Annotated in this window: 25 protein-coding genes and 2 riboswitches; of the genes, 14 read left to right on the forward strand and 11 right to left on the reverse strand. The window is 41.7% G+C overall.

Features of this window, described 5'->3' with window-relative positions; translation table 11 throughout:
* Positions 1-243: 243 nt before the first annotated feature.
* The 3 genes from shc to ACQKL6_RS01675 form a co-directional block, all read right to left on the reverse strand.
* On the reverse strand, positions 244-2139 hold the full coding sequence (gene shc, locus ACQKL6_RS01665) for a squalene--hopene cyclase (RefSeq protein WP_402870851.1): 1896 nt from the start codon (positions 2137-2139) through the stop codon (positions 244-246).
* Positions 2140-2261: 122 nt separating this feature from the next.
* Entirely contained in the window at positions 2262-3917 is a 1656-nt protein-coding gene (locus ACQKL6_RS01670) for a M14 family metallopeptidase (RefSeq protein WP_407406519.1), read from the reverse strand.
* Positions 3918-4036: 119 nt separating this feature from the next.
* Positions 4037-4309, reverse strand: a complete 273-nt coding sequence (locus ACQKL6_RS01675; protein WP_402870857.1) for a DUF1450 domain-containing protein — start codon at positions 4307-4309, stop codon at positions 4037-4039.
* 354 nt (positions 4310-4663) lie between these two features.
* Between ACQKL6_RS01675 and ACQKL6_RS01680 the strand changes: the two genes are divergently transcribed.
* The 5 genes from ACQKL6_RS01680 to ACQKL6_RS01700 all read left to right on the forward strand — a co-directional run bounded on the left by ACQKL6_RS01680 (position 4664) and on the right by ACQKL6_RS01700 (position 11325).
* The gene (locus tag ACQKL6_RS01680) at positions 4664-5614 is read left to right on the forward strand and encodes an ABC transporter permease (protein WP_402870859.1); all 951 of its coding nucleotides are present in this window, start codon (positions 4664-4666) and stop codon (positions 5612-5614) included.
* Positions 5607-6554 carry an iron chelate uptake ABC transporter family permease subunit gene (locus ACQKL6_RS01685; protein ID WP_402870861.1) on the forward strand — a complete coding sequence of 316 codons (948 nt, stop codon included), beginning with the start codon at positions 5607-5609 and terminating at the stop codon, positions 6552-6554. Before ACQKL6_RS01680 ends, ACQKL6_RS01685 begins: the two co-directional genes overlap by 8 nt.
* Positions 6548-7306: an ABC transporter ATP-binding protein gene (locus ACQKL6_RS01690; RefSeq protein ID WP_402870864.1), complete on the forward strand. Its 759-nt coding sequence runs from the start codon at positions 6548-6550 to the stop codon at positions 7304-7306. Before ACQKL6_RS01685 ends, ACQKL6_RS01690 begins: the two co-directional genes overlap by 7 nt.
* Positions 7307-7511: 205 nt before the next feature.
* Complete coding sequence (locus ACQKL6_RS01695; protein ID WP_402990083.1) at positions 7512-8465, forward strand: siderophore ABC transporter substrate-binding protein; 954 nt, start codon at positions 7512-7514, stop codon at positions 8463-8465.
* Positions 8466-9354: 889 nt separating this feature from the next.
* Entirely contained in the window at positions 9355-11325 is a 1971-nt protein-coding gene (locus tag ACQKL6_RS01700; protein ID WP_427650399.1) for an LTA synthase family protein, read from the forward strand.
* A gap of 58 nt (positions 11326-11383) precedes the next feature.
* Here the strand turns inward: ACQKL6_RS01700 and ACQKL6_RS01705 are convergent, their stop codons facing one another.
* From ACQKL6_RS01705 to ACQKL6_RS01720, 4 genes are all read right to left on the reverse strand, one after another.
* On the reverse strand, positions 11384-12004 hold the full coding sequence (locus ACQKL6_RS01705) for an RraA family protein (RefSeq protein ID WP_427650401.1): 621 nt from the start codon (positions 12002-12004) through the stop codon (positions 11384-11386).
* A gap of 161 nt (positions 12005-12165) precedes the next feature.
* Entirely contained in the window at positions 12166-12846 is a 681-nt protein-coding gene (locus ACQKL6_RS01710; protein WP_402870872.1) for an ABC transporter ATP-binding protein, read from the reverse strand.
* Positions 12846-13967 carry an ABC transporter permease gene (locus tag ACQKL6_RS01715; RefSeq protein WP_402870875.1) on the reverse strand — a complete coding sequence of 374 codons (1122 nt, stop codon included), beginning with the start codon at positions 13965-13967 and terminating at the stop codon, positions 12846-12848. Before ACQKL6_RS01715 ends, ACQKL6_RS01710 begins: the two co-directional genes overlap by 1 nt.
* A gap of 154 nt (positions 13968-14121) precedes the next feature.
* Positions 14122-14658 carry a PadR family transcriptional regulator gene (locus tag ACQKL6_RS01720; protein WP_402870878.1) on the reverse strand — a complete coding sequence of 179 codons (537 nt, stop codon included), beginning with the start codon at positions 14656-14658 and terminating at the stop codon, positions 14122-14124.
* Positions 14659-14934: 276 nt separating this feature from the next.
* Between ACQKL6_RS01720 and ACQKL6_RS01725 the strand changes: the two genes are divergently transcribed.
* The 4 genes from ACQKL6_RS01725 (at position 14935) to ACQKL6_RS01740 (ending at position 18266) form a co-directional block, all read left to right on the forward strand.
* Entirely contained in the window at positions 14935-15264 is a 330-nt protein-coding gene (locus ACQKL6_RS01725) for a DUF948 domain-containing protein (protein WP_427650403.1), read from the forward strand.
* A gap of 44 nt (positions 15265-15308) precedes the next feature.
* Positions 15309-15409, forward strand: a riboswitch (guanidine-I (ykkC/yxkD leader).
* A gap of 46 nt (positions 15410-15455) precedes the next feature.
* Positions 15456-15776 (forward strand): quaternary ammonium compound efflux SMR transporter SugE, encoded by a 321-nt coding sequence (gene sugE / locus ACQKL6_RS01730; RefSeq protein ID WP_427650405.1) that lies wholly within the window; start codon positions 15456-15458, stop codon positions 15774-15776.
* A 53-nt stretch (positions 15777-15829) separates the two neighbouring features.
* Positions 15830-16396, forward strand: a complete 567-nt coding sequence (locus ACQKL6_RS01735) for a YhcN/YlaJ family sporulation lipoprotein (RefSeq protein ID WP_427650407.1) — start codon at positions 15830-15832, stop codon at positions 16394-16396.
* Between the two features lie 187 nt (positions 16397-16583).
* Positions 16584-18266, forward strand: a complete 1683-nt coding sequence (locus tag ACQKL6_RS01740; RefSeq protein ID WP_427650409.1) for a glycoside hydrolase family 13 protein — start codon at positions 16584-16586, stop codon at positions 18264-18266.
* 47 nt (positions 18267-18313) lie between these two features.
* On the opposite strand, the gene ACQKL6_RS01745 is transcribed toward ACQKL6_RS01740, so the two are convergent.
* Together ACQKL6_RS01745 and ACQKL6_RS01750 are read right to left on the reverse strand one after the other, a co-directional pair.
* Positions 18314-19765: an amino acid permease gene (locus ACQKL6_RS01745; RefSeq protein WP_402870890.1), complete on the reverse strand. Its 1452-nt coding sequence runs from the start codon at positions 19763-19765 to the stop codon at positions 18314-18316.
* A 97-nt stretch (positions 19766-19862) separates the two neighbouring features.
* Positions 19863-20045, reverse strand: a riboswitch (Lysine riboswitch).
* A gap of 230 nt (positions 20046-20275) precedes the next feature.
* Complete coding sequence (locus tag ACQKL6_RS01750; protein WP_402954415.1) at positions 20276-21238, reverse strand: LacI family DNA-binding transcriptional regulator; 963 nt, start codon at positions 21236-21238, stop codon at positions 20276-20278.
* Between the two features lie 87 nt (positions 21239-21325).
* Here ACQKL6_RS01750 and ACQKL6_RS01755 point away from each other — a divergent pair, with 87 nt between their 5' ends.
* Positions 21326-21478 carry a hypothetical protein gene (locus tag ACQKL6_RS01755; RefSeq protein WP_402954412.1) on the forward strand — a complete coding sequence of 51 codons (153 nt, stop codon included), beginning with the start codon at positions 21326-21328 and terminating at the stop codon, positions 21476-21478.
* 1 nt (position 21479) lies between these two features.
* Here the strand turns inward: ACQKL6_RS01755 and ACQKL6_RS01760 are convergent, their stop codons facing one another.
* Both ACQKL6_RS01760 and ACQKL6_RS01765 read right to left on the reverse strand, forming a co-directional pair.
* Entirely contained in the window at positions 21480-21779 is a 300-nt protein-coding gene (locus tag ACQKL6_RS01760; RefSeq protein ID WP_402870897.1) for a hypothetical protein, read from the reverse strand.
* A complete protein-coding gene (locus ACQKL6_RS01765; protein ID WP_402954408.1) occupies positions 21779-21982 on the reverse strand; it encodes a helix-turn-helix transcriptional regulator in 204 nt (67 codons plus the stop codon). Before ACQKL6_RS01765 ends, ACQKL6_RS01760 begins: the two co-directional genes overlap by 1 nt.
* Positions 21983-22249: 267 nt before the next feature.
* On the opposite strand from ACQKL6_RS01765, the gene ACQKL6_RS01770 reads away from it, so the two are divergent.
* Genes ACQKL6_RS01770 through ACQKL6_RS01785 form a run of 4 tightly spaced genes read left to right on the forward strand, consistent with a single transcriptional unit; the run spans position 22250 to position 25743 of the window.
* Positions 22250-23167: a metal ABC transporter solute-binding protein, Zn/Mn family gene (locus ACQKL6_RS01770; RefSeq protein WP_427650411.1), complete on the forward strand. Its 918-nt coding sequence runs from the start codon at positions 22250-22252 to the stop codon at positions 23165-23167.
* 11 nt (positions 23168-23178) lie between these two features.
* A complete protein-coding gene (locus ACQKL6_RS01775) occupies positions 23179-23931 on the forward strand; it encodes a metal ABC transporter ATP-binding protein (protein ID WP_402870903.1) in 753 nt (250 codons plus the stop codon).
* Between the two features lie 10 nt (positions 23932-23941).
* Positions 23942-24865, forward strand: coding sequence for a metal ABC transporter permease (locus tag ACQKL6_RS01780; RefSeq protein ID WP_427650413.1), 924 nt, complete (start codon positions 23942-23944; stop codon positions 24863-24865).
* Entirely contained in the window at positions 24862-25743 is an 882-nt protein-coding gene (locus tag ACQKL6_RS01785; protein ID WP_427650416.1) for a metal ABC transporter permease, read from the forward strand. The genes ACQKL6_RS01780 and ACQKL6_RS01785 overlap by 4 nt, the downstream gene beginning before the upstream one ends.
* Positions 25744-25874: the final 131 nt, after the last annotated feature.

The following is a 25874-nucleotide window of genomic DNA, read 5'->3' on the forward strand; positions in this document are numbered from 1 at the left end:
CACAAAACGTACAGGTTGAGCTCATATTAGAAGGGGATGTGCACAATTTTCGGCCTATAGATTCTTGAAATGTGATACAGATATTGAAATTTGTGGATAAGTGTACTGTTTTAAAAAAAATCCGACGTCATTTGGTGTGGATAACCAAGGAATGTGGATAACTGAACCGGTATCCAGGATTGTTTTCCACAATTCATCCACATCCTAACACCATTCCTTAATTGAATGGTGGATAACCGGTCTTTAATCATTCATGAACTTATTTTTGTAGTGACTTAATGTTAATAAGGGATAAATATAACGATAACTGTGATAATGAATATACAAAAAGTTGGCCATTGCTTGGCCTGCTGGATACTCATTGGCCCAGCACTCTTTTGACCCTTCACGAATGAGATAGGTTATTCCCTTCTTGATTTCAGGTGTTGGCTCTTCTGAAGTGGATATCAGGGCGTCCACTGCCCAGGCCGTATGGGTCAGAGTACTGGTACCGAGTGGAACATATTTTTCTTTTATATCGCTATAGCAAGACTCCCCCCAACCACCATCTTTATTTTGGATTTTCTTCAACCAGCCCACAGATTGCTTTATGGCAGGATGGTCTGAAGAGTGTCCGGCCGCCTTTAGTCCTGTCAAAGCAGACCAAGTCCCATAAAGATAGCAAATTCCCCAGCGTCCATACCATGATCCATCCGGTTCTTGATTATCCAATAGCCAATTGACGGCTTTTTTGCTGACTTTTTCAGGTTTCTTCATATTTGTATAGTTACCTAAGAATTCGAGTGCCCTCCCTGTTAGATCGGGGGTGGAGGGGTCCGTTAACAGGTATTTCGATCCTTCGAAAGGAACAAGGTGGAGCCATTGATGATCATTATTCCGTTCGAATGAAGGGAATCCCCCATCATCATTTTGCATGGAAATCATGAACGCGACTCCACGTTGCCAGCTGTCCTGATTCGTTGGATTGTGCTTTAATTCATATGCCAATGCGCGCAACGAGGCACTCGTATCATCGACATCGGGGTTCATGGTATTCAAATCGGAAAATCCCCAACCGCCAGGAACAGCTTTTGGGTTATGGATCCGCCAATCGCCAAAGATATGATGCTGACGGCTAAGCAAATATTGATTAGCAGCCTTCACCGTTTGGTCTTTTGAAGATACGCCAGCTTCCTGTAAAGCATAGCTAATCAATGAGGTATTCCATACATGAGGCGTAGTGAACTGGATATGGGTATGGCCATCGATTGAACAGGCCATGCCCTTCAAGCCTTCAACAGCTTTCAGGATGACGGGGTCATCTTTTGAATAGCCGACTGATAGCAAGGCAAAAATCATGAAGAAGGTGGAGCCAAAATAATTATAGAGCGTTCCATCGGGCTCAAGGCGGTCAATCATAAAGCGCTTTGTTGTTTCAAGGGCTAGCGAATGAAGGTAATCGGGAAATCCAATCAAGGACTTAACGGCATTCTGTACGGTAGAGAAGAAGGACCGGTACTCATCAGTTCGATATTCTTCCCATACGTGTTCCTTTGATCGTTCCTCCCGGGTGTGATATAAATCTTTTAGATTAGGAGTGATGGGAGATTTGATCTGGAATTTTTTATGACCTAGAAGAAGTAGCGGAATCATGTTGACCCGTCCGAATACGGAGAGGTCATACATATTAACGGGAGAGACGGGCGGCAATAATATAACTTCTAGAGGCAACGGGAAGATGAGTGGCCATTTGTATTGGCCGGTGACGGTCAGCATCATTTTCGTTAACATTTTGGCTTTTTTGATTCCGCCATGGGCAAGGATGAATTGCTTCGCCTTTTTGATATGGGGATCTTGTTTTTTCCGGAGGCCACTATAGAGAAGCCCATAGTAAGCCTCGATGGTAACGGATAGGTTTCCGTCTTTTTCATCATGGAAGAGTTTCCACGAACCATTTTCCGTCTGTCTGCTTTCAATCCTGTTCACCAATGCCTCTATAAGCGGTTCGTCCTCTATTTGCAGTATTTTCAGTAAGATAATCATATAGGCATCCGCCGTAATCCCGGTGTCAAACGGATAATTCCACGATCCATCCGAAGACTGATCTTGCTTTAACCGGTTAACAAGGCGGTTGATTTCCGTATATACATGCTCGCTCAAAGACTTTCCCCCTTTCTAGTCATCCTTTTAAATATATTCACCCACCACTGTTCCATTCCAAAAGAAACGAAAACACGCCTGAGCACTAATGCTCAGGCGTGTTTTCGTTTCGGGTTCTCAGTCTATTTTACCGGTAAGGGTGGTTGTTTCATGTAACGGTAAATCGGAAGTTCATCGCCTTTGGCCGCAGGGATGAAATTGAAGGTCACGTAACTGTCGATGCCTTCGGGCTCAAGGGTTAGGGCAATGAAGTTGGCATCAGGCTGGGACATATTGAATACATAGCTACCTTTTGGGAAGCTTTGTTTCTTCGTATGGACGGAGGTCGTCACTTCTTTCGTTGCATGTCCATTTTCCAGTTCGTCGGAAACTTTCAAATCTGTTACTTTGTAGCTTTCAACCGGTATAGTGATGGACTTTTTAAGTGTATTCACTTGAACACCCAATCGCTCCAGTTTTTTTGCTACCTCTTTGTACTCGGAAGGGAGGATATAAGCCGTTGGACGATTTCTGACCAGTGTAGGGTAAGCGTCGGTCGAATCAAACCAATCGATGGACGTATCCACCTTTTTGGCTTTTTCCAGATCGATGACCGTTAGTTTTTGGTTCTTGATTCGTTTATTTTCACTTTTTATGACAACCTTATCATTGTCATTTGCTTTTGCGCCTTTTTTGACGACTTCACTTTCTGATTGGCGAACCACTTTTTTCACTTTGGTTGCCTGATCAGCCGTTGCTTTTATGAAGGCAGCCTGTGCTGTAGCTTGTGCATGCACACGTCGCGTGAAATCCGTCCGACCAATATTGATTCCGCGAGTTTCTATTAAATAAGACATCGTATTCTTCAAGCCTAAAGCGTTACGTCCAATCCGTGCCTCCGTGCTTCCTTCTGTGGCCGTCAGCACCCCATCTTCAGAGGTAGCGAGAGTATAGTAGTCCTTATAGGATAGCTTTTCTTTTTCCAATGTCTTAAAAACCTTCGGCAAAAGCAATTCATCGGATGCTTTTCGCAGCTGCTGCGGGATATTTAGATTCTTTGCTGAAGAGATGAGCAAATCATATGAAGCTATTGCGCCATTCTTGCCGACTTTTTTAAGCGGGGCAGGGTTGACCGTGTACTCATGTACGTCAAGAATGACCTCTGGTTCGTAAGCATTTATTGCCCGGTGGATTGTCTGGACTTCAGGATGCTCCACTTTTAAATAGTCCCGATTGGCATCCAAGTTAGTGGCCGTCGTGCGTTTAAAGTAATAGGATCCATCCGGATTCACGCGTGGGACGATGGCGATATTCACTTTATCGAGGACATTGCCAAGCTTCCCTTCTGCTAACCATTGGGCAATGACTAAGGTGGATTCCCCGGCAGCGGGTTCATTGCCATGAATTTGTCCCTGAATCCAGATCAATGGTTTCTTTGAATTCTTTTGCAGTTTTTTTGAGTCCTTACTGAAAAGAAGCATGGGAATATCGCGACCTTCTGTGGATTGACCAATGGTCTTCATTTGAATATGCTTATTTTTATGGGTGAGACCTTCGATGAATGTGTTCATTTCTTCTTGACTGGTAAAAGCAAGTCGATCTTGTTGAAAGGCAGGCGTCTTGAATGAAGTGTCAGGTACAGGAAAGAGGTAGGAGAGATTATCAGGTTGAATGTAACTTGGCCCACTCCCATAGTAAGGAGTGAATTCTTCTGCTTGAGCGACGTTGCTATGGCTCGGCAATCCAGTGGCAAGGCTAAGAGAGATGACAGAAACTAAGGTAGGTACGATTTTTTTCACAGATAGTCCTCCTGGAAAAGTCATTTACCATAAATTAACATAATGTGCACAAGAAAAGTAGTCAAAGCTAACGATATGGTAAAAATGATTAATAGAACCTAAGTGTTTATGCCCATATATTATTTTAATGTGTTTTGTAACTGGCTTAAAAGGTCGTCTGTGTCGGCCCCAATAACCAATTCTCCATTAACCTTGGCGTAAGGAGATTTCTTGCAAAGCGCACATTCACTTAAACATTCATATTCTTTATACTGAATCCGGGGACTCTTTAAGAATTTTCCATAGACCTCCGAAGTTTGTTCATTGAGGAAACGATCAAGATTATTTTGGCAAAATTCTATTTTGACATGTTCTTTTTTTGTGAAAAGTTTAGTTAGAAAGGTTTTCATCATATCGCTACTTTCGTTGAAGAGTAAATAGATGTTATTTCCATTTTATCATGTAGGAAGGGGGGTGCATAGGTAGAGCTGGACGAACGGTCCTAAAGAATGAAAGGAATTCTCGGTAAAGAGTCATCCAGACAATTACATTATACCCAAGTAATTAGATTTATTAAGTTGACACATAGCGGAGACATGGTAGAATGAAAAGGTAATAATGATAATGAATCTCATTATCATATTTAAGTGACAAACATCATTCTATCGTTCATTTGAAATGAATTTTCATTCAAGCATTAATACATAGTTTCAAATCAATCATATATCACTGTATATTTACTGAGATAGGAAGAGTAGGAAACGTAGATGAAGATTAGATATTTAGTTCTTATGTTAATCGTTTTATCCTTTACTTCTCTATTTATAGGTGTTAAGGATATTACGCCCTTGGATTTATTGGACTTAAGTGATGATAAAGTCCAAATTATGTTGCAAAGCCGTTTTCCTAGAATGGTAACCATTATTATAGCTGGTGTCGTCATGAGCATCAGTGGTCTTATCATGCAGCAATTGAGCAGGAACAAATTTGTATCACCTACAACTGCCGGTACGATGGATTCAGCAAGACTAGGTCTTCTTCTTGCTCTGATCATCTTCCCATCGGCAGCCCTTATAGAGAAAATGGCATTTGCCTTCATCTTCGCCTTGGCTGGTACTTTTCTATTCATGAAAATACTGGACAAAGTAAAATATAAGGATACTATTTTCATACCATTAGTGGGATTGATGTTTGGTAATATCGTTGGATCCATTTCAACTTTCTTTGCTTATAAGTATGATTTAATCCAAAGCCTCAACACTTGGATGAATGGGGATTTCTCGATGATCATGTCGGGTAGGTATGAATTGATATATGCTAGTATCCCGTTAGTCATCGTCGCATATATCTTTGCCAATAAATTCACGGTGGCAGGGATGGGGGAAGAGTTTGCCATCAATCTGGGCCTCAATTACAAATTTGTGGTCAACCTTGGATTGGTTATCGTGGCGCTTGCCTCCACGCTCGTTTTATTAACGGTAGGAACAATTCCTTTCATCGGGTTGATCGTACCTAATATTGTTTCCCTTTACCTTGGTGATAACTTGAAGAAGAGTCTTTCTCATACAGCATTGCTAGGGGCTGTTTTCCTATTAATCTGCGATATTTTGGGCCGGATCATCATTTATCCATTCGAGATTCCGATTGGCCTTGTGGTGGGAGTAATAGGAAGCGCCATATTTATCTATTTGATAATGAGGAGAAAGGCATATGAATAATAAGAGTAAGATCATAATATTGGCGGTTCTTGCCGCCGTTTTAACAGCCTTTTACATCTTTTGGGACCTTGGCCCGAATTGGGATTATTCCCTTCCGAGGCGGGTCTGGAAAATTATCGCCATCATCGTAGTGGGGTGTGCGATAGCCTTTGCTACAGTGATATTCCAGACGGTCACCAATAACAAAATACTGACACCAAGCATCTTGGGATTAGATTCCATGTATATGCTCATCCAAACAGCGGTCATTTTCTTGCTTGGCTCGACGCATATCTTGATCACGAATAAAAACCTTAACTTCCTGGTAACGTTGGCCATCATGCTCATCTTTGCCAGTTTGCTTTTCAAATTCATGTTCAAGCAGAACCGGAACATTTATTTCCTACTGCTGATTGGAATCATCTTTGGAACATTATTCGGTAGTATGTCATCCTTCATGCAGGTGTTGATTGACCCGAATGAGTTCCAAATCATACAGAACAAAATGTTCGCGAGTTTCAATAATGTCAATACAGATCTTTTAATCTTGGCTATTGTACTCATGATCGCGGCTATCGCTTACTTCTTTAGATTCATGAAATATTTAGATGTCATGTCCCTTGGTAGGGATCAGGCCGTCAACTTGGGTGTGGATTATGATTACGTCACCAAACGAGTATTGATCGTTGTCACGATACTCATCTCGATTTCAACGGCCCTGATCGGTCCCATCACATTCCTCGGTTTGCTGGTTGCCAATGTCGCGTATCAATTCATCAATTCCTATCAGCATAAAATCATCCTTCCGGGTGCGATGCTGATCAGTGTCATCGCCTTGGTCGGCGGTCAGTTCATTGTTGAGAGGATCTTTACCTTCTCGACTACATTAAGTGTCATCATCAACTTTATCGGCGGTGTATATTTCATCTATCTTCTATTAAAGGAGAATAAATCATGGTAGAAGTTAAAAAATTATTCAAACGGTACAATAATAAAACGGTCGTTGAGGATGTCTCTTTGAAAATCCAAAAAGGAAAGATCACTTCTTTCATTGGACCCAATGGTGCAGGAAAAAGTACGGTCCTCTCCATGATAAGCAGGCTCATTGCCAAAGATTCAGGGGACGTCCTGATTGATGGAAAAGATATGAACAATTTCAAAAGTAACGAGCTTGCGAAGAAGATTGCCATTCTAAAGCAGGCCAACCACATTAACATTCGTTTAACCATTCGTGAACTCGTCGCTTTTGGCCGTTTTCCTTATTCACAAGGGAAACTGACGAAAGAGGATTGGGTATATGTCGATGAAGCGATTGAATATATGGAACTTGCCGATATGCAGGACAAGTTTCTAGACCAGCTTAGTGGTGGACAGCAACAACGGGCATTCATTGCCATGGTCATTGCTCAAAACACAGAATATGTGCTTCTTGACGAACCATTGAACAACTTGGACATGAAGCATTCCGTTCAAATCATGAAGGTTTTAAGAAGACTGACCGATGAATTGGGAAAAACGGTCATCATCGTCATCCATGATATTAATTTTGCTTCTTGTTACTCCGATTACATCGTTGCATTGAAGGATGGAAAGGTTGTCCATAATGGACCGACCGAACAGGTCATCAACTCCAATGTCTTAAAGGAAATATATGATATGGACATTGAAATCCAAAACATCAATGATAATAAGATTTGTGTGTACTTTACTTGAGTTAATCCGTTCATATTGATTTAAAATCACCTAGGATTCAAAGCTTGGACCTACTTTAATCTCACTACTTTTCAAACTGTTTCAGTTGGCAGGCGCCCATGATATGGCCAGCTGAAAGGGGTTATAGGAAGATATGGTTACAGAAGGCTAATGGTTTCAAAGGTGATTTCAAATATAAAATAACTTTCGAGGTGACTATCTAATGATGAAAAAATTATCTTTATTGCTTTTATTGGCAATGTTGGCAGTCGTAGCTGCAGCTTGTGGATCGAATGATGAAAAAGAAGAATCAAGTACAAAAAAAAATACAAGTGAAACAGCTAAAAGTGAAGAATTCACCGTTAAACACCAATTAGGCGAAACAAAAGTTAAAACGAACCCTGAAAAAGTTGTTGTATTCGATATGGGTGCCCTTGATACTCTGGATAAATTAGACGTAGAGGTAGCGGGTGTTCCTCAAGATAGCCTTCCTAAATACCTTTCTGACTACAAGGAAAGCACTGAAAATGTAGGTGGCTTGAAAGAACCTGACTTCGAAAAGATCAACGAAATGGCTCCTGACCTTATTCTGATCTCAGGTCGTCAATCAGAAGCATATGAAGAATTAAGTGAAATCGCCCCAACTGTATTCGTTGGTGTGGATACTACAAAATATATGGAATCATTTGAAGAAAACGTTACACTTTTAGGTAAGATCTTTGGTAAAGAAGACCAAGCAGCTAAAGAACTTGCAAGCGTTGAAGAAAATATTGATGCTTTGAAGGAAAAAGTTCCTGCTGATAAAAAAGGTTTAATCGTTCTTGCTAATGGTGGAAAAGTAAGTGCATATGGTCTTAACTCAAGATTCGGTATCATCCATGATGTATTCGGCGTTCCTGCTGTAGACGATAAATTAGAAGTATCAACACACGGTCAAAGCATTTCTTTCGAATATATTGCTGAAAAAAACCCGGACTACCTTTTCGTTATTGATAGAGATGCTGTAGTGGGTGATGGTGCTGCTGCGAAAGAAACTGTTGAAAATGACATTGTGAAGAACACAAACGCTTATAAAGATGGCCACATCGTTTATCTTGACCCTAACTACTGGTACTTATCAGGTGGCGGATTAGAATCCGTTAATGAAATGGTTAATGAAATCTCTGAAGGCCTTAAGTAATTCATGAATCCCGAAATGCCTGTTCCCACTTTATGTGAGAACAGGCATTTTTTTATTGGCTAACACAATCGCAGAGGTGGAAACATAATCTACGAAACAGAGTGCGCAAAAATATTTTTCTTCCTATTATAATGCTGCTCACGGAGTGCTCATGAAAACGAGTAAGATGGTATGTATCTTACAATAAATCGAAATGAGAAAAATCTCATGCAGGTTACAAAATTATTTTTTTATGGAGAATGAATCATTTTTGAGGACAATCCGTATATATTAAGGAATGTCTTAAGGGAAATTGGAGAACCAGGAAAGAAGGAGAATGGTGTCGATAGAAGATGATATCTTGTGGATGACATTAGCCCGCTCATAATCGTATGAGCCATCTCAAACCGTTATGAAGTGGGGGGAGGAGAATGGGTTTAGAACTTCATCGGGTGAAAACTGCAGTCGATTTAATGATGTCGAATAATCGGACAAGAAAAAAAGGAATTATAGTAAAGGGACGGCAAAATAATATGATGGGTTTTCCAAGACCTTCCGAAATTACATTTACATATTTTGTAAAGTTGTGGTCTTTTCGTAAGGAGTCGTTTATAATGGTAAAGGCTTAGGGATTTGAAAACGGGATGGAAATATCATTCGTCATTGCCAGGAAACATGGGTTATATTTATTGGAATGTAACAGGAGCTTCCTATATATTTAAAGGTATAGGTATTCGAACTTTTTTAGATGGGGAATAATGACAGACGAGAAAAAACACGTGACATTTGAAAGTTTTGTGCATTCTTGACTATAGAAGCAAAAGAGTGCTATCATAAGGTTTGCGAATTTCCGTCTTCTGTAAGAAAGTAAAAGTTTACTATATACCACTAGTTTAATAGAGGTGAAAGCATGAAAAATTTCTTGAAAAAAGGCCAGCATTTATTTGTAAATAACATACTAGGCTTTTTTGTTGTTGCTATAGTCTTGTTTTGGATAAAGACCTACATTGGTTATCGAGTGGAATTCAATTTAGGCCTAGAGAATGGATTACAACAATTCTTACTTTTCATTAACCCAATTAGCTCGGCTATCTTGATTTTCGGCTTGGCATTATTGGTGAGGGGTAAAAAGTCGTTCAAATGGGTGATCAGGTTAAACCTATTGATGTCCTTATGGTTATTCTTTAATATCGTGTATTACCGTTCCTTTACGGATTTCATTACACTACCAACCTTGACGCAAGTGCAAAATGCCGGAGATTTGGGACCGAGTGTTTTAGCATTATTTAAATCTTATGACGTATTTTATTTCCTAGATACGGTTCTTTTAATGGTTCTATATAAATTCAAAGACGTTAAATTGGAAAACGTTAAAGTTAAACGTCGTACAATAGCATTGGTTTACCTTACTGGACTTGTGATTTTCGCTATCAATTTGGGACTGGCTGAAAAAGACCGCCCACAATTATTATCAAGAACATTTGATCGGAACTACATTGTTAAGTATCTTGGCATGTTCAACTATACTGTATACGATGCCGTTCAAAACACCAAAACGTACGCTCAGCGTGCAACGGCCAACAGCACGGATATTGCAGAAGTCGTCAACTACACAAAAGCGACAAGTGCAGAGCCGAATCCGGAATACTTCGGTAAAGCAAAAGGCAAGAACGTTATTTACTTGCATTTGGAATCAATGCAGAATTTCTTGATCGACTATAAGTTGAATGGAGAAGAGGTTACTCCTTTCCTAAATTCACTTGCACATAATGAGTCGGACTTCATGTATTTTGATAACTTCTTCCATCAGGTTGGTCAAGGAAAGACAGCGGATGCTGAATTCATGCTTGAGAATTCATTGTTCGGTTTACCACAGGGAGCAGCATTCACTACTCAATCGCAAAATACGTATCAAGCAGCACCAGCTATCCTAGGACAAAATGGATACACTTCCGCCGTGTTCCATGGTAACTATAAATCCTTCTGGAACCGGGATAAGATGTATAAGTCACTTGGATTCGATAATTTCTTTGATGCCGCACATTACAATATGGACAACAAAGATGAAGTGTTGAGTTATGGATTAATGGATAAGCCTTTCTTTAAAGAATCGATTCCTATGTTAGAAACGCTTCAACAGCCTTTCTATACAAAGTTCATAACTGTATCCCATCATTTCCCTTATGCCATGGACCAAGAGAAAACAACAATCGAAAAACATACAACAGGGGATGCATCGGTTGATAGTTATTTCCAGACAGCTCGCTATGCTGACGAAGCCCTTAAAGAATTCTTCGATTATCTGAAGGAATCAGGTTTGTATGATAACTCTGTCATCATCATGTATGGTGATCATTACGGTATCTCGGAAAATCATACAGATGCGATGTCAAAAGTGCTTGATAAAGAAGTGGGCACGTTTGAAAATGCTCAGCTACAACGTGTACCATTATTGATTCACGTTCCAGGTGTTGAAGGTGGGGAAATGCACCAATACGGAGGTCAAATCGATCTTCTTCCAACCATGCTTCATTTACTCGGAATAGAATCCAATGATTATGTACAATTCGGTTCAGATTTATTGTCAAAAGATCATAATGAAATTGTACCTTTCCGGAATGGAGACTTCGTATCGCCAGAAGTTACTTCTATCAAAGGAAAATACTATGATTCGAAAACTGGGGAATTGGTCGAGGAAAATGAAGACATCCTCAACTCTAAATCGAGAGTGGAGACCATGCTCAATTTGTCCGACAAAGTCGTGAATGGTGACTTGCTTCGTTTCTATTCACCGAAGGGCTTTGAACCAATCGATCCAGCAGATTACGATTATACGTACAAAGAAGATGAATCGAACCAGGTTGATCCGGATAATAAATAATAATGAAAGAAAGCAGGATGGGAAGCAAATGCTTCCCACCCTGCTTTCTTTAGGTACGTTAAGACTTTGAAGTCATCATGGCAATGTACTTTTTGATTTCTTCGGGATTTCCGGCGTATTTTTCGGCACGCTGTTCATCTTTAAGTAGTTTATCTTTTGCCTTTTTTAAAATTTCCTCACCTTTTGACTGAGGGACGACGACTACTCCATCCATGTCCCCAATAACCAAGTCCCCTGGGTTTACGGTGACTCCACCACAGGAAATGGGCAAATTGATCTCTCCCACTCCATATTTTCCACTTGAGGCAACGGTGGTGCCTTTGCTGAATACAGGAAAATCAAGTTCCTTAATAGCACCGAGATCACGTATCACTCCATCAACCACGAGTGCCCCAATTTGCATCGTCTTCATCATGCCAATGACGAAGTCACCAGCAATGGCCCGGTATGTATCTCCTTTACTGTCGACCACCAATATATCCCCTGGACGTGCCTCGCCGATTGCTTTTAACACGGCTGAGTTATCACCAACGGGTAATTGAACCGTATAAGCCTGTCCGGCAAATCTATACCCTTCCTTTAAGGGCTTAATGCCTGAATCTACGTTGTTCATGCCCTCCATTGCATCTGAAATGGCCGTGGTAGGAATCTCTTTGAATTGTTGAATTAAATGATCCATATTCTTCATCCTCCTCATTTTAAAAAGACACCTTCATTATACATGTTATTTTAATTTTCTGATAACTAAATCCGGATAGGTCCCAGAGGATTTCGCTAGTCGACCTGCTCACATTATTCCATTAGTAAAGCCCATCCTTATACAAGGATGGGCTTTATATATCAGTTGGAGACGAGTGATAATTGACCGTCTTCCATCTTATACACTTTATCGCAATATTGTAGCATGCGTTCATCATGGGTTACCATGATGGCTGCTTTCTTCCGTGACTTAACTTCTTTGGCGATAAGTTGGACGACTTCATGTCCTCGTTTGGAATCAAGGCTTGCAGTTGGTTCATCTGCAAGTATGATATTGGGTTGGTTCATGAAGGCTCTGGCGATGGCTGTCCGCTGGCGTTCTCCACCTGATAACTCGTTTGGAAACTTACTCATTTTACTTCCTAGACCTAAGTCAGTGAGTAGACTTTTAGCAAATGCTTTATCTTGCTTTGTGATCTTGCCTGCCATTTTTTTCACGACAAGTAATTGGTCAAGTACCGTTAAATACGGTATGAGGTTCGATGTTTGTAAGATAAAACCGATATCGTTCAAACGGACATTGGCCAGTTCTTTCGCATTGAGGCCACCTAGATCCTTACCATTCAGGCTGACTGCACCTGCAGAAGCTTGAAGGAGGGCTCCTGCTATGGAAAGGAAGGTACTTTTACCAGAACCGGATGGGCCAATGACGGCCACAAATTCCCCTTGTTCGACGGATAAAGAAACATCTTGAAGGGCCGCTATCTTATGGCCACCCTCTTCGTAAAATTTCGATACATGTTCAAGTTGTAATCCAGTCATTATTCTGCCCTCCCAATAGCTTGCAATGGATCGATTTTCGTGATTTTACGAACTGAAATCCATGAACTTACAACGGATATGATAAGTAAAATTATGCTGTAGATAATCACTAACTTCGTATCCAGTTCAAATGGCATGCCTGCTGGTAAGATAAGTGCCGTACCATATGTTAAGAGGATACCTACGATTATACTGATAAGTGATAATAGGAACACTTGGGAAACAATCGCTTTACCAAGGAACCCATTGCTTGCTCCAATCGCTTTCATGATGCCAAATTGGTTGGATTTTTGTAGCGTTAGTACATAGAAGAATACACCTAGGACGAAAGCTGAAATCGCAAGAAGGAAGACAAGCATCATAACGATTGTCCCATTTTCTTCCACGTAACCTGGCATACCTTGAACCGCTTGGGATTTAGTAACGATATCATAACCCTTGAATTCTTTATTTATGGAATCAACGTCAATATCTTTGCCTTGAAGCATAATGGCGTTAACAGGTTCATTGACTCCATTATCGGAACCAGGAGCTGCATAGTGAATGCTCCGCCACTTATCAAGTGTTGTAAAGACGGATGTCACATGGTTGTATGTTTGATTTTCTGTAAATCCAACAATCGTAACTTTCTCTGTCGTTCCTTCCAATTCCAAGGTATCGCCAAGCTTAAAGCCTTCTTCCTTGAATGAATCATTTACGACAACATCTTTGGGACGATCTTTAGATAGAGCATGTCCTTCGATGATTTCAGGCTCCAGGAAGCTACCGGGTTCTATCGCAAGCAAGGCGATATCCGTTTTTTCCTCCGTTGCGTCAGTATCCCCTTTTAAAACAGTTGCCATTGAATGTCCCATGGGAGATACAGCTTTGACTTCCGGGAATTCCTTTAGTTCATCTGCAAGATCTCCACTAAACATGGACCGTGTCATCGAGTTTCGGGATCCTTCTTCAAAGACTACATAATCGGCATCCATATTCTTGAAGGATGCGGCACTTAATGTAGAAAGTCCATTGCCAAGTCCTGAAAGGATGAAGACTAGCCAAGATATGAGCACTAGGATGATACCTATCATCATGAATCGGAATTTTCCGTGCTTGAGTTCCTTTAGTGCAAGATACATCGTAACACCTCTTTAGTTTTATAGTGATTAGTCAGTTATGACTATTACTCCTAAAGTATAGTACCGTCTGTATTAATAGTCAAATAGAAATTCCATGCAAACAAAAAACCCCACCGAGTAGGAAGTGCAGGCTACTTGGCAAGGGTTTAGACTATCATGTACTTTTCAGTTCTTTCAGCTGATCCTTAAGGGTGAGTACGGTGTTCTTGATGAATTCCGTTTCTGCTTCAAGCATGGCAATCTTATGAGCTACGGCAAAATCGACGCCATGTCCTGAACCGTGTACGGGAGTCTTTTTTAACACGGTAATCAGTTTCGCATTCTCTGTGAGCTTGTTTTCAAGAGCTGGAATGACATTTTCCAAGGGGAGGTGATCAATGAACATCAGGCCGATATCCCCGCTGAACTTTACACTTTCCGCAGAGGAGAGGTTTTGAATGAGCAGCTCGTAGAAATATTGTTTTCCCTTTTCATTAATGGAATACACTTTACGAGGTGGTCTGTTGCCTTCTTGCTCAGTGTGTACCTCAATGTAGCCTTGTTTACTTAATTTATCTAATGTTGCATAAGCGGTTGGCTTCTTCATATCTGTAATGGTACTTAAGTTTCTTTCTATGAATTCATTAATTTGGTAGCCATGTTGACTCTGGGCCATAAGTAATCCAAGTAAAATAAGTGATCGAGTATCCATAATGGGGCCCCTTTCCGATGGTATCTACTCTTATAGTAGCATGTTTTACATCAAATCTATAGCAAGAGTTGGTCGATAAATGGATGAAGCGAGGCCCATAGTCTTTTCTGAAAAGAGACCAATGGACGAAGCGGGTCTACCGGGGATTGCATCATTCGGTGTTGCTGCCTCGCTTTGTTAAACCCAGGCTTATGAGAAATTACATGTGTACTGTTTTCTAGCGGGTATAATGGGTATAGTAGTGGAAAGAAGAGAAGAAGAAGGAGGAAACGATACGTGATCATTGTATATATTAGTCTGGCCCTCTTTATTGGTTCGATTATTTATTTAGCATTTTTTGCTTTTAAGACATTTAAGGATTCTAAACCAACCATTGATAATGTAAATGAAACTGTTGCGCGCATGCAGGCGAAAACAGATCAGATTAAGTCGGAGACGGATCATCTTGCGGAGACACAGCAGGAAATCACAGAAGATGTTCAATATAAAAAAGAAGCGGTTCAGTATACGGTGGATGCCGCGAAACAAACACCACAACCATTTAAGAATATCTGGCATACCATTAAAGGCGATAAAGGGACAATGACGAGCAGAAGAAATGGGTAAGAAACGTTTGACCCCCATTAAATCGAAATGATATAGTACAGGTAATGAAATGTTTCTAGGGTTCCGCGGTCCAAGGCCGGACTGGTCCGAGAGAGACGCGCAGAGAAAAACTCTGCGTACACGGAGGGATAAAAGCCCGGGAGGTTATGTTCGTGACCTCCCGGGCTTATTCTGTATTGGAGGAAAATAAGATGGCTTGGATTCAACTCGTTATTGCTGGATTATTTGAAGTGGTTTGGGCTACAAGTTTGAAATATACGGAAGGCTTCACGAAATTATTTCCTTCTGTCATCACGATTGTAGGCATGATTATTAGTTTTTACTTTCTGTCCTCAGCAATAAAGACGCTACCGATGGGAACGGCGTATGCGATATGGACGGGAATTGGAGCAGTCGGCGCCGTATTGGTGGGCATCATTGCATTTAACGAACCGAAGGATGCCATGCGCCTGGTCTTCGTTGGTTGTATTGTCGTGGGGATTCTCGGGTTGAAAATCACTTCTTCTGAATAATTCCTTCCCTCCTTGCAAATAGTAAGGGAAACCATATGTGAGGAGGGAAAAAAATGAAAAAATACAAAGCGTTAGTGACAAGCGCAATGGTGGCTTTATTCATTACAGGATGTTCCGCGAATGAAAATGAAGGAGCAAACGAAAACCTCGGGCTGAATCGGACCAATCAGGATAGAGATTTGAGTCAAACTGGTTATAATCCTACGACGGTGAACGATAGAACGGATACTAAAACTAATAATAACAATAACGACAACAACAACAACAACAACAACAACGCTGGTCAAGGTAACAATCAGATGAGGGTAACTGAGAATATTGCTGACCGCATCGAGGAATTGAAGCAAGTAAAAAGAGCTAGAGTTATCGTGATCGATAATGCTGCATATGTGGGTGCCGTACTCAGAAAAGGGGAAGACTCCCTTACCACGGAAGTGAAAAACAAAATTGAAGGTGCTGTAAGAAACAGTGATACTTCCATCAATGATGTTCATGTATCGACCAACCCCGATTTTGTAAAGAGGATGGATCAATACGTGAAAGATGTTAAAAGTGGAAAACCGGTTGAAGGGTTTACAGATGAGTTTCAGAATCTTGTACACAGGGTTTTCCCTAGTTAAACTAGCATATATCCATTCATGATCAAGGCTTGTCCGATTGATTTTCAGCTGAAGAGCTTGAAGATAAAGCGGGTGAGCCTTTTTTTAGGTGTAGAAAATATGTTATTGGTAATATTCTGAAGTTTCACTCTTTATAATAGAAAGATTATTGTATAATTATGTAAAGGTTATGGAGGGAGTGGTAGGTATGGAAAAGACGTGGTGGAAAGAGTCGGTTGTTTATCAAGTGTACCCTCGTAGTTTTATGGATAGCAATGGAGATGGAATAGGTGACTTGAAAGGAATCTTACTCAAGCTTGATTACTTACAGGAGCTTGGTGTGGATGTAATTTGGCTTTCTCCCGTATACAAATCACCGAATGATGATAACGGGTATGATATTAGTGATTATCAGTCAATCATGACGGAATTCGGGACGATGGATGATTTTAATCGGCTTTTAAGTGCGGTCCATGAACGGGGAATGAAAATCATGATGGATCTCGTAGTGAATCATACGTCAGATGAACACCCATGGTTCCTGGCTTCCCGTTCCTCCGTGGATGACCCGAAGCGAGATTACTATATTTGGAGACCTGGTAAGGATGGAAAGGAACCGAATAATTGGGAGTCTGTCTTCAAAGGTTCGGCATGGAAATATGATGAGGGAACGGATGAATATTATCTACACTTATTTAGCCAAAAACAGCCCGATTTGAATTGGGAGAACCCTCAACTTCGTGAGGAAATCTATAGCATGATGAAGTGGTGGCTGGATAAAGGGGTTGATGGATTCCGGATGGATGTCATTAACTTTCTATCGAAGGACCAGCGATACATGGATGGAAACATTTTGGATGGAAAACAGCACGGCGATGGAAGTCCCTATTTCCTGAATGGACCCAGAATTCATGAGTTCTTGCAGGAAGTCAATCAACGCGTCCTTTCTGATTATGATGTGATGACAGTTGGAGAAATGCCCGGTGTTTCACCAGATGACGCGGTACTCTACACAGGGGAGGATCGTGGGGAATTACATATGGTCTTCCAATTTGAACATATGGATATAGGGGGAGGACCGGAAGGAAAATGGAATAATGAAAAATGGGATCTGAGCGATTTAAAAGGGATTCTCTCAAAATGGCAATATAGGTTGGAAGAGGTAGGTTGGAACAGTTTGTACTGGAATAACCATGACCAGCCAAGAGTTGTATCAAGGTTCGGAGATGATGGGGAGTATCGGGTGGAAAGTGCGAAGATGCTTGCTGCTTGTCTTCATATGTTAAAGGGGACACCCTATATCTACCAGGGGGAAGAGCTGGGAATGACCAATATCGCTTTTGAAAGCATAGAAGAGTATCGTGACATAGAAACGATGAATTCCTATGAAGAATTAGTGAATACGTATGGATGGCCAAAAGAAAAGATGATGGCTGCCATTCATGCACGTAGTCGAGATAATGCGCGAACACCCATGCAGTGGAATGATGGACGGAATGCGGGATTCACGACAGGAACTCCATGGATCGGCGTGAATGCCAACTACCCGGAAATCAATGCAGAGAAGGCCTATAATGATCATCAATCCATTTTTCATTTTTATAAAAAGCTCATTCAATTACGTAAACAACATGACATTATCGTATATGGTCGTTTTGATTTACTTTGTCCGGATGATGAACAGATTTTTGCCTATACGAGGACGCTAGGTGAGGAAAAGGTGCTTGTGCTATGCAACTTTAAGGGACAAGAAGCGACTTTGACGATACCGACGGAGTTACATTCATTAAAGGCTACCCTGTTGATCGGCAATTATGAGCAGGAGGAAAGCGACACGGTCTCCAGTGAACCGTTGCGTCCATATGAATGCCGTGTCTACCTTTTAAAATAAGAAAAGACCTGAACTTCTCTGTTGAAGAGAGATTCAGGTCCTTTTTTTTATTTCACTTTTAGATCACATTCCTCAAGGGGAATGATTTTGGATTTATGTTTAATTTTATATCCGAGCCAGAGAACGAAGAACAAAAGAAGACCAATGTAGGAAACAAACATGGAGTTCCAATCAATTCCGTCCGTGCTGAAAGCTTGATAGCCTTGTCCAAGGATGATGAAGAGGCAAAGGACAAGCGCAAAAACCGGACCGAACGGAAAGGTTCTTGAACGGTATGGGAGGTCATTTAAATCCAGACCTTGAGCGATATAAGCTTTTCGGAATCGATAGTGGGCAAGGGCAATCCCGACCCATGTGACGAAACCAGCCATACCGGAAGCGTTCAGTAACCAAATATACACGACTCCATCCCCGAAGAAGGAAGCCAAGAAAGCAAGACATCCGACTAAAGAAGTCACGATAAGGGCATTTACAGGTACGCCTCTTTTATCAAGCTTGCCAAGGAACTTCGGTGCTTTTCCGTCACGTGCTAAATCCCATAGCATACGGGTTGAGGCATACATACCAGAGTTACCAGCTGAAAGTACGGATGTTAAAATGACTGCGTTCATGACAGCAGCGGCAAAGGCAAGGCCTGCGCGTTCAAAAACAAGCGTAAATGGACTGACGGCAACATCTTCACTTAGTAAACGTGCATCCGTGAAAGGAATGATCATTCCTATGACAAAGATTGCAAGGATATAGAATAAGATAATGCGCCAAAAAACGGATTTGATCGCCCTAGGGATGTTTTTCTCAGGATCTTCACTTTCTCCAGCGGTTACTCCAAGCAATTCCGTTCCTTGGAAGGAGAAGCCAGCTGCCATGAAGACTCCTAGAATGGTAAAGAAGCCTCCATTAAATGGCCCATCACCCATGGTGAAATTAGAAAAACCAATCGGATCATTTCCGCCCATGATGCCAAAAATGATTAAAAAACCAGTAATTAAGAAGATAATGACGGTCACGATTTTAATCATCGCAAACCAATATTCGGCTTCGCCAAAGCCCTTAACGGACATATAGTTAATTAAGAACATGATGAGTAATGCAACGGCACTCCAAATGAATGATGGGGTATCCGGGAACCAAAATTTCATGATCAGGACAACGGCCGCCAGTTCAGCTGCAATCGTAATGGCCCAGTTATACCAATAATTCCACCCAATCGCAAAACCGAAAGAGGGATCGACGAATTTGGATGCATAAACGCGGAACGAACCGGCAACTGGCATATAAGCAGCCATCTCGGCAAGGCTTGTCATTAAATAAAAGACCATGGCGCCAATTACCGCATAAGCGACTAATGCACCACCGGGGCCAGCCGTATGAATGGCACCACCACTCGCTAAAAATAGTCCGGTACCGATTGTTCCACCTAGAGATATCATCATAAGGTGCCTAGCTTTCAGACTCCTTTTCAGTTCAGTAGGATTTGAATTTTGTTGTTGATTTTTCAATTGATGTTACACTCCTTTTTATGGGAAGGGGACGGAATATAAAAAAAACAGCAGTCGAAAAAGATCGACGGCTGTATATAGATACCCGTTTAATCCTTCCGAAGATAGCTCCCCACGTTTTATGAAAACGTGACAGTGATGTTCCTGTTCGAAAACATCGCCAGCCCAGAAATACAAGGAATATTTCTACACTTCGGCAACTTATCCTTTCATACGGAGTCGTCAACTTTCCTGAATCTCGTCCGTGTTACTTTTATAAGCCGCAGCCTCTAACTCATCGGTAAATGAGGAAGTATTCAATTCGTACTGTTAATAACGCGAATTTTAAATGGTGACATACAGTTGGTGAGTCACCGAGTGAAATTTGCTATATTAAAATTATAAAATATTCCTCTAGAGAGCGCAATGTTTATTTTTCAAGTATCTTTTTCCCTAATTAGACATGAATCAAACCATTTCGCGCTCAAATGGATAATATAGGTGAATAATAAAATCAAATAATTCTGATTATTATACACTTTTTCGCGTTATAAGGCTGAAACCTAGCTTTACATGTTTGATCGTGGCAGGATCCTCAAAAAGGTCAACAGCCATTCTCCCAATCGAATCCAAGGGTAGGGATATAGTCGAGATGTCCAGCATTTCGCTAATACTATCGTTATTGAAACCAAGGATGGCGACGTCTTCAGGTATCTTAACTCCCGCTTTTTGAGCGGAAATGATGAAGCCAGCTGCCGTATCATCGTTCGTTATAATGATGGCCTCCGGCTTATCCTGCATGGCGACCCATTCTTGAAAGGCCCTTTCTCCGTCTTTGATATAGTAACTGCCTTCAAACAGCCATTCCTCTTTACTTATAAAATGATGTTTTTTCATGCTATCTTCAAACGCCTTTATCCGAAGTGAACTATTCCTGCTCTTTTTTCGCCCAAGGCTGTAGCCTATTTTCTTATATCCCTTGTTTACCAAGTAGTCGAGGGCTGAGGAAAAGGCGGCATAATGGTCGATGCTGATCGAAGAAAATTCTGACTGCGATGTATCTTCACATAAGATAATCGGACCGTAGACATGATACTCCAAGAGCACTTTCATTTCTGAGATTCTAGAACAGACGATGATGCCATCGAGTTGCTTCATTTGTAACATTTTCAGTGCTTGGATTTCTTTCTCTCTTTCATATTGTGTTTGGAAGATGACAATATGGTAACCAAGGACATTTGCTTGTTTATTAATTCCCTGGATGATTGCTCCGTAATAGGGGTGATTGGTGTATGGAATGATGACGCCAATCAGATGAGTCTTGCCTTTCGTAAGATGGATGGCGTTGATATTTCTCGTATAGTTCAATTGCTCGATGGCCTTTAGTACACTCTTTCTCTTTTCCTCACTTACATAAGGATGGTTATTCATCACGCGAGATACGGTCGTAATCGATACACCTGCATATTCAGCGATTTTTTTTATGTTCGTCATTAGATCACCATTTTTCGTTTTTTACAGTCTACCCTATGAAACCCATTTCAGAGCAAGAGAACGAAAGCATAAAGGGGAAATGCCTTCATGCTGGGACTTGTTCTGGTATGGGTTTCATCCTTTAAGATTAATAAAAGTCTTGAAGGAGGGATGAAGATGTTAACGACTTTGCTTTGTTTGATCGTGCTTTGCGGGATTGAGTTGGGGTTAGCTTATCTAGCAGTAAAATCACAAAAATGATTTAAAGCTTTGCTTCATAATAAAAAACGGAAATCGCCCATGACCCGAGATGAAGAAGTAAGAGAATACCTAGAACAGGGGCAACAGAGAGTTTTACGCCAAAAAATAATAAGAAGAAAAAGATATAGATCCCAAAAAGGGTGAAAAACCAGCTGGTTGCCCGTGCTTTAGTTCGGATGAGGTCAAATCGTTCATCCAATCCCCGTCGCTTGGCAGCGGCACGGCGACCTCCCCTTAATCCAGCCAGCCCTCCGATGATGCCAAGGGTACTTCCTAAAAAAGCCCACCAGTTAAAATCCATTACATTTCCTCCTCCTCAAATAGAAATATATCCTCAATGGTCAAATCGAACACTTTTGCCAGTTTGTAAGCAAGCTTGATGGATGGATCGAATCTTCCGGATTCTATAGAAATAATCGTCTGCCGGGATACGCCCGTTAGTTCGGATAGCTTTTCTTGTGTAAGTTGATGAGACTTGCGCATATCCCGTAATTTGTTTTTCAACCCCTCAGGCTCCTTTCTTTAATGTAAAGCTCACTGTACGTAAAGTATACTTTACAAAAGTTGTTTTGTATATATTTTCCTGCATTAAATTTCTTCAGTCCAACATTTAAAAATTTGCACTTTTTACGAATAATTGTGTATAGTATAAAATAAGTTGTATAGAGGAAACATTTTAGCGCGTAGGACAAAATATAACGGATTTTTTTTGGCCTAAATCTTGCCCTTGGTAAACTTTTTTATATAGGGCTATAAAATGGAGGGGAATACATGAAGTTTTTGAAATGGGTTGGAAGCTTGCTTATGGCAGTGGTCATGATATCAGGATGTAGCAATGAACCATCGAATCACGTTCAAGGAAAGCTGAATGTAGTAGCTACGACGGGGATGATTGGGGACTTGGTCGAGAATATCGGCGGTGAACATGTGAAGGTCACAAGTTTAATGGGGCCGGGAGTCGACCCCCACCTATATAAGGCAACGCAGGGGGACGTGAAAACACTTGATTCAGCTGACATGATTTTTTATAACGGTGTGCACCTTGAAGGGAAAATGACGGATATCTTTGAAATGATGAGTAAGGAGAAACCGACGATTGCGGTGACGAAAGACTTTACGGGGGATCAGCTTCATAAGGTCAGTGAAACGGAACATGACCCGCATGTCTGGTTTGATGTAAAGCTTTGGATGGTGGCAGCGGAAGCCGTGAAGGATGAGCTGATTGCAAATGACCCGGACCATGAAGCTAGTTATCTAGAAAATTATGAAGCCTATGTTATCCAGTTGAAGGAACTTGATGAATATGTCCATGAGGAGATAAATAAGATTCCGGAGAATCAGCGGGTCCTCGTCACGGCACATGATGCTTTTGGGTATTACGGCAAATCATATGGATTGGAAGTGAGAGGGCTTCAGGGGATGAATACTCTATCGGAATATGGTTCGAAGGATGTAACGGATATGCGTGAATATCTTGTGGAAAATGAAATCAAAGCCATTTTCGTGGAATCAAGCGTACCGAAAAAGGCTATCGAAGCGGTCATTCAGGGAGCTGAAAAGCAAGGCCATAGCGTGGAAATAGGCGGCGAGCTGTTCTCGGATGCAATGGGGGAAAAAGGCACGGAAGAAGGAACCTATATCGGAATGGTCCGGCATAATACCGATACGATCGTGAAGGCATTAAAATAGGAGGAAATGGGATGAATTATGCGTTGAAAGTCGAGAATCTGACGATAGCTTATCATAAAAAGCCGGTGGTCGAAGATGTTACATTCGAGGTTCCGGAAGGGAATCTGATTGGTATCATCGGTCCGAATGGGGCGGGGAAATCCACCTTGATCAAGGGGATTCTTGAATTGGTTCCAAGACTAGCCGGGAAAGTCACGATCCATGGTGCTTCTTATAAATCCATGAGGAAGAGTATCGGTTATGTACCACAGCGAGAATCGGTGGACTGGGATTTCCCGACAAATGCACTCGATGTCGTGATGATGGGCAGGTACGGGCACCTGGGCTGGTTGAAGCGTCCCGGGAAGGCTGAACGAATGAAGGCGATGGAATGTCTGGAAAAGGTAGGGATGGTTGAGTATGCCGACCGTCAGATTAGTCAGCTTTCCGGCGGGCAGCAGCAACGGATTTTCCTGGCACGGGCGTTGGCGCAGGAAGCGGACATCTATTTCATGGATGAACCATTTGTTGGTGTTGATGCCGCAACGGAAAAGGCAATCATCCAGCTATTGATGGAGCTGAAAGAAAAAGGGAAGACAGTTCTTGTAGTGCATCATGATTTGTCGACTGTGAAGGAATATTTCGATTGGACGATGTTGCTGAATAAAAAGGTGATGAAGATTGGTCCGACAGAAGAGGTCTTCATTCCTGAGTTTTTGCAGGAGACATATGGAGGACGGTTAGCGATATTATCCGATGCTGAGTCAGGCTTGCTATTGAAATGAGGTGTACACGATGAACGTACTGGATATACTTGCGGACCCCAACACAAGATGGATATTGCTAGGCACCATGTTCCTTGGCTTAAGCAGTGGAGTCATCGGAAGTTTTGCTTACTTGAGAAAGCAATCCTTACTGGGTGACACGCTCGCACATGCGGCCTTGCCTGGGATTTGCGTCGCTTTCATAGTAACAGGGGTGAAGTCGACCTCCTTCTTTCTGATCGGAGCGGCCGTCGCAGGTTTAGTGGCGGTTTTTCTGATTAGCATACTGACGAGGTACAGTAAAATCAAACAGGATGCGGCACTAGGCATCGTATTGACTTCATTCTTTGGATTGGGAATCGTATTGCTGACCCAGATCCAGCAGAGTGAATATGGCAACCAAAGCGGACTGGACACTTTTCTGTTCGGGCAAACGGCATCGATGGTGATGTCGGATGTGTATATGATGATGGCCGTTTCCTTTATACTCATTTTCACTTGTACGTTATTTTTCAAGGAATTTAAGGTATTGTCCTTCGATCCTGGATTTGCCAAGGGGATGGGATTGCCGGTCGTATTCCTCGACTATTTCATCATGATGCTGATAGTGGCGGCTGTCGTCATCGGCATTCAGGCGGTAGGGGTGGTGTTGATGGCATCCTTGCTGATTACCCCAGCCGTTTCTGCCAGGTACTGGACGGAGCGCCTGCATATCATGGTCATCCTCTCTGGAATTTTCGGTTTGTTGAGTGGGGTGTCCGGGACATTAATCAGCACGTCGGTCAATAACCTGCCAACAGGCCCTTTGATTGTTTTATCGGCCACGGTCTGGTTTTTCTTTTCCATGCTTTTTGCTCCTAAACGTGGAGTCATCTCCAAGACGTGGAGAAGGGTTTCGGCAAAAAAGATCTATGTACATGAACAGGAAAAAAGGAAAGGAAGCCATTCAGCATGAACGATTTTTGGATTATCTTAGTCGGGGCACTTGTAGCGAGTTCCTGCAGTGTACTGGGGTGTTTTTTAATAGTAAGGAAGATGACCTTGATTGGCGATGCAATCAGTCACTCGGTTTTACCCGGCATCGTATTGGCGTTTTTAATAACGGGGTCGCGTGATTCGATTCCCATGCTGATTGGTGCAGCAGCACTCGGTTTACTTACCGTATTCTTAATCCAGCTATTCCAAACATCCGGGGTTCAATCCGACGCAGCGATAGGCATCGTGTTCACTTCCCTATTCGCAGTAGGGATTGTATTGGTCAGTTTATATACACAGCAAATCGATTTTGATCTGGATCATGTCCTGTATGGCGAGATTGCATATACCCCATGGAATATGATGTCAATCGGTGGGGTTATGGCAGGGCCAAAGGCCGTTTGGATTGTAGGAAGTTGTTTCATGATCAATCTTCTCTTACTTTTTCTTTTCTTCAAGCAATTTAAGCTGGTTTCCTTCGATCCCGCACTTGCTGCAGCGATGGGCATACCGGTTATATTTTTTCACTATTTACTGATGGGTCTCGTTTCGCTGACAACTGTGGCGTCATTTGATAGTGTAGGTTCGATTTTGGTGGTGGGGATGCTCATTATTCCTGCGGCAACGGCCTATTTGCTTTCGGACCGATTAAGTCGGATGATTGTCGTCAGCATCGGGGTCGGGATCTTGAGCTCGGTCATTGGGTATTATTCAGCAACTTTTCTTGATGCTTCCATCTCAGGGTGCATGGTTGGTTCAGCCGCTTTCTTATTCGGCTTGGCTTTCCTTTTTTCACCGATCAACGGGGTGGCCACTAGGTTTATAAAACGAAGAAGGGCAAGGGAAACCCATTTATAGTACATTCCACTTAGAGGCTGCATGATTTTCACTTCATGTGGCCTTTTTGCCATCAAACTATCCTTAGATATAGTTGTGATTTTCTTTGTTTAAAGTATAATGAGTAAGTGTAATTTAAAGAAGCAGGAACC

The organism is Peribacillus sp. NPDC097197, from assembly GCF_050278025.1.
Lineage (GTDB): Bacteria > Bacillota > Bacilli > Bacillales > DSM-1321 > Peribacillus.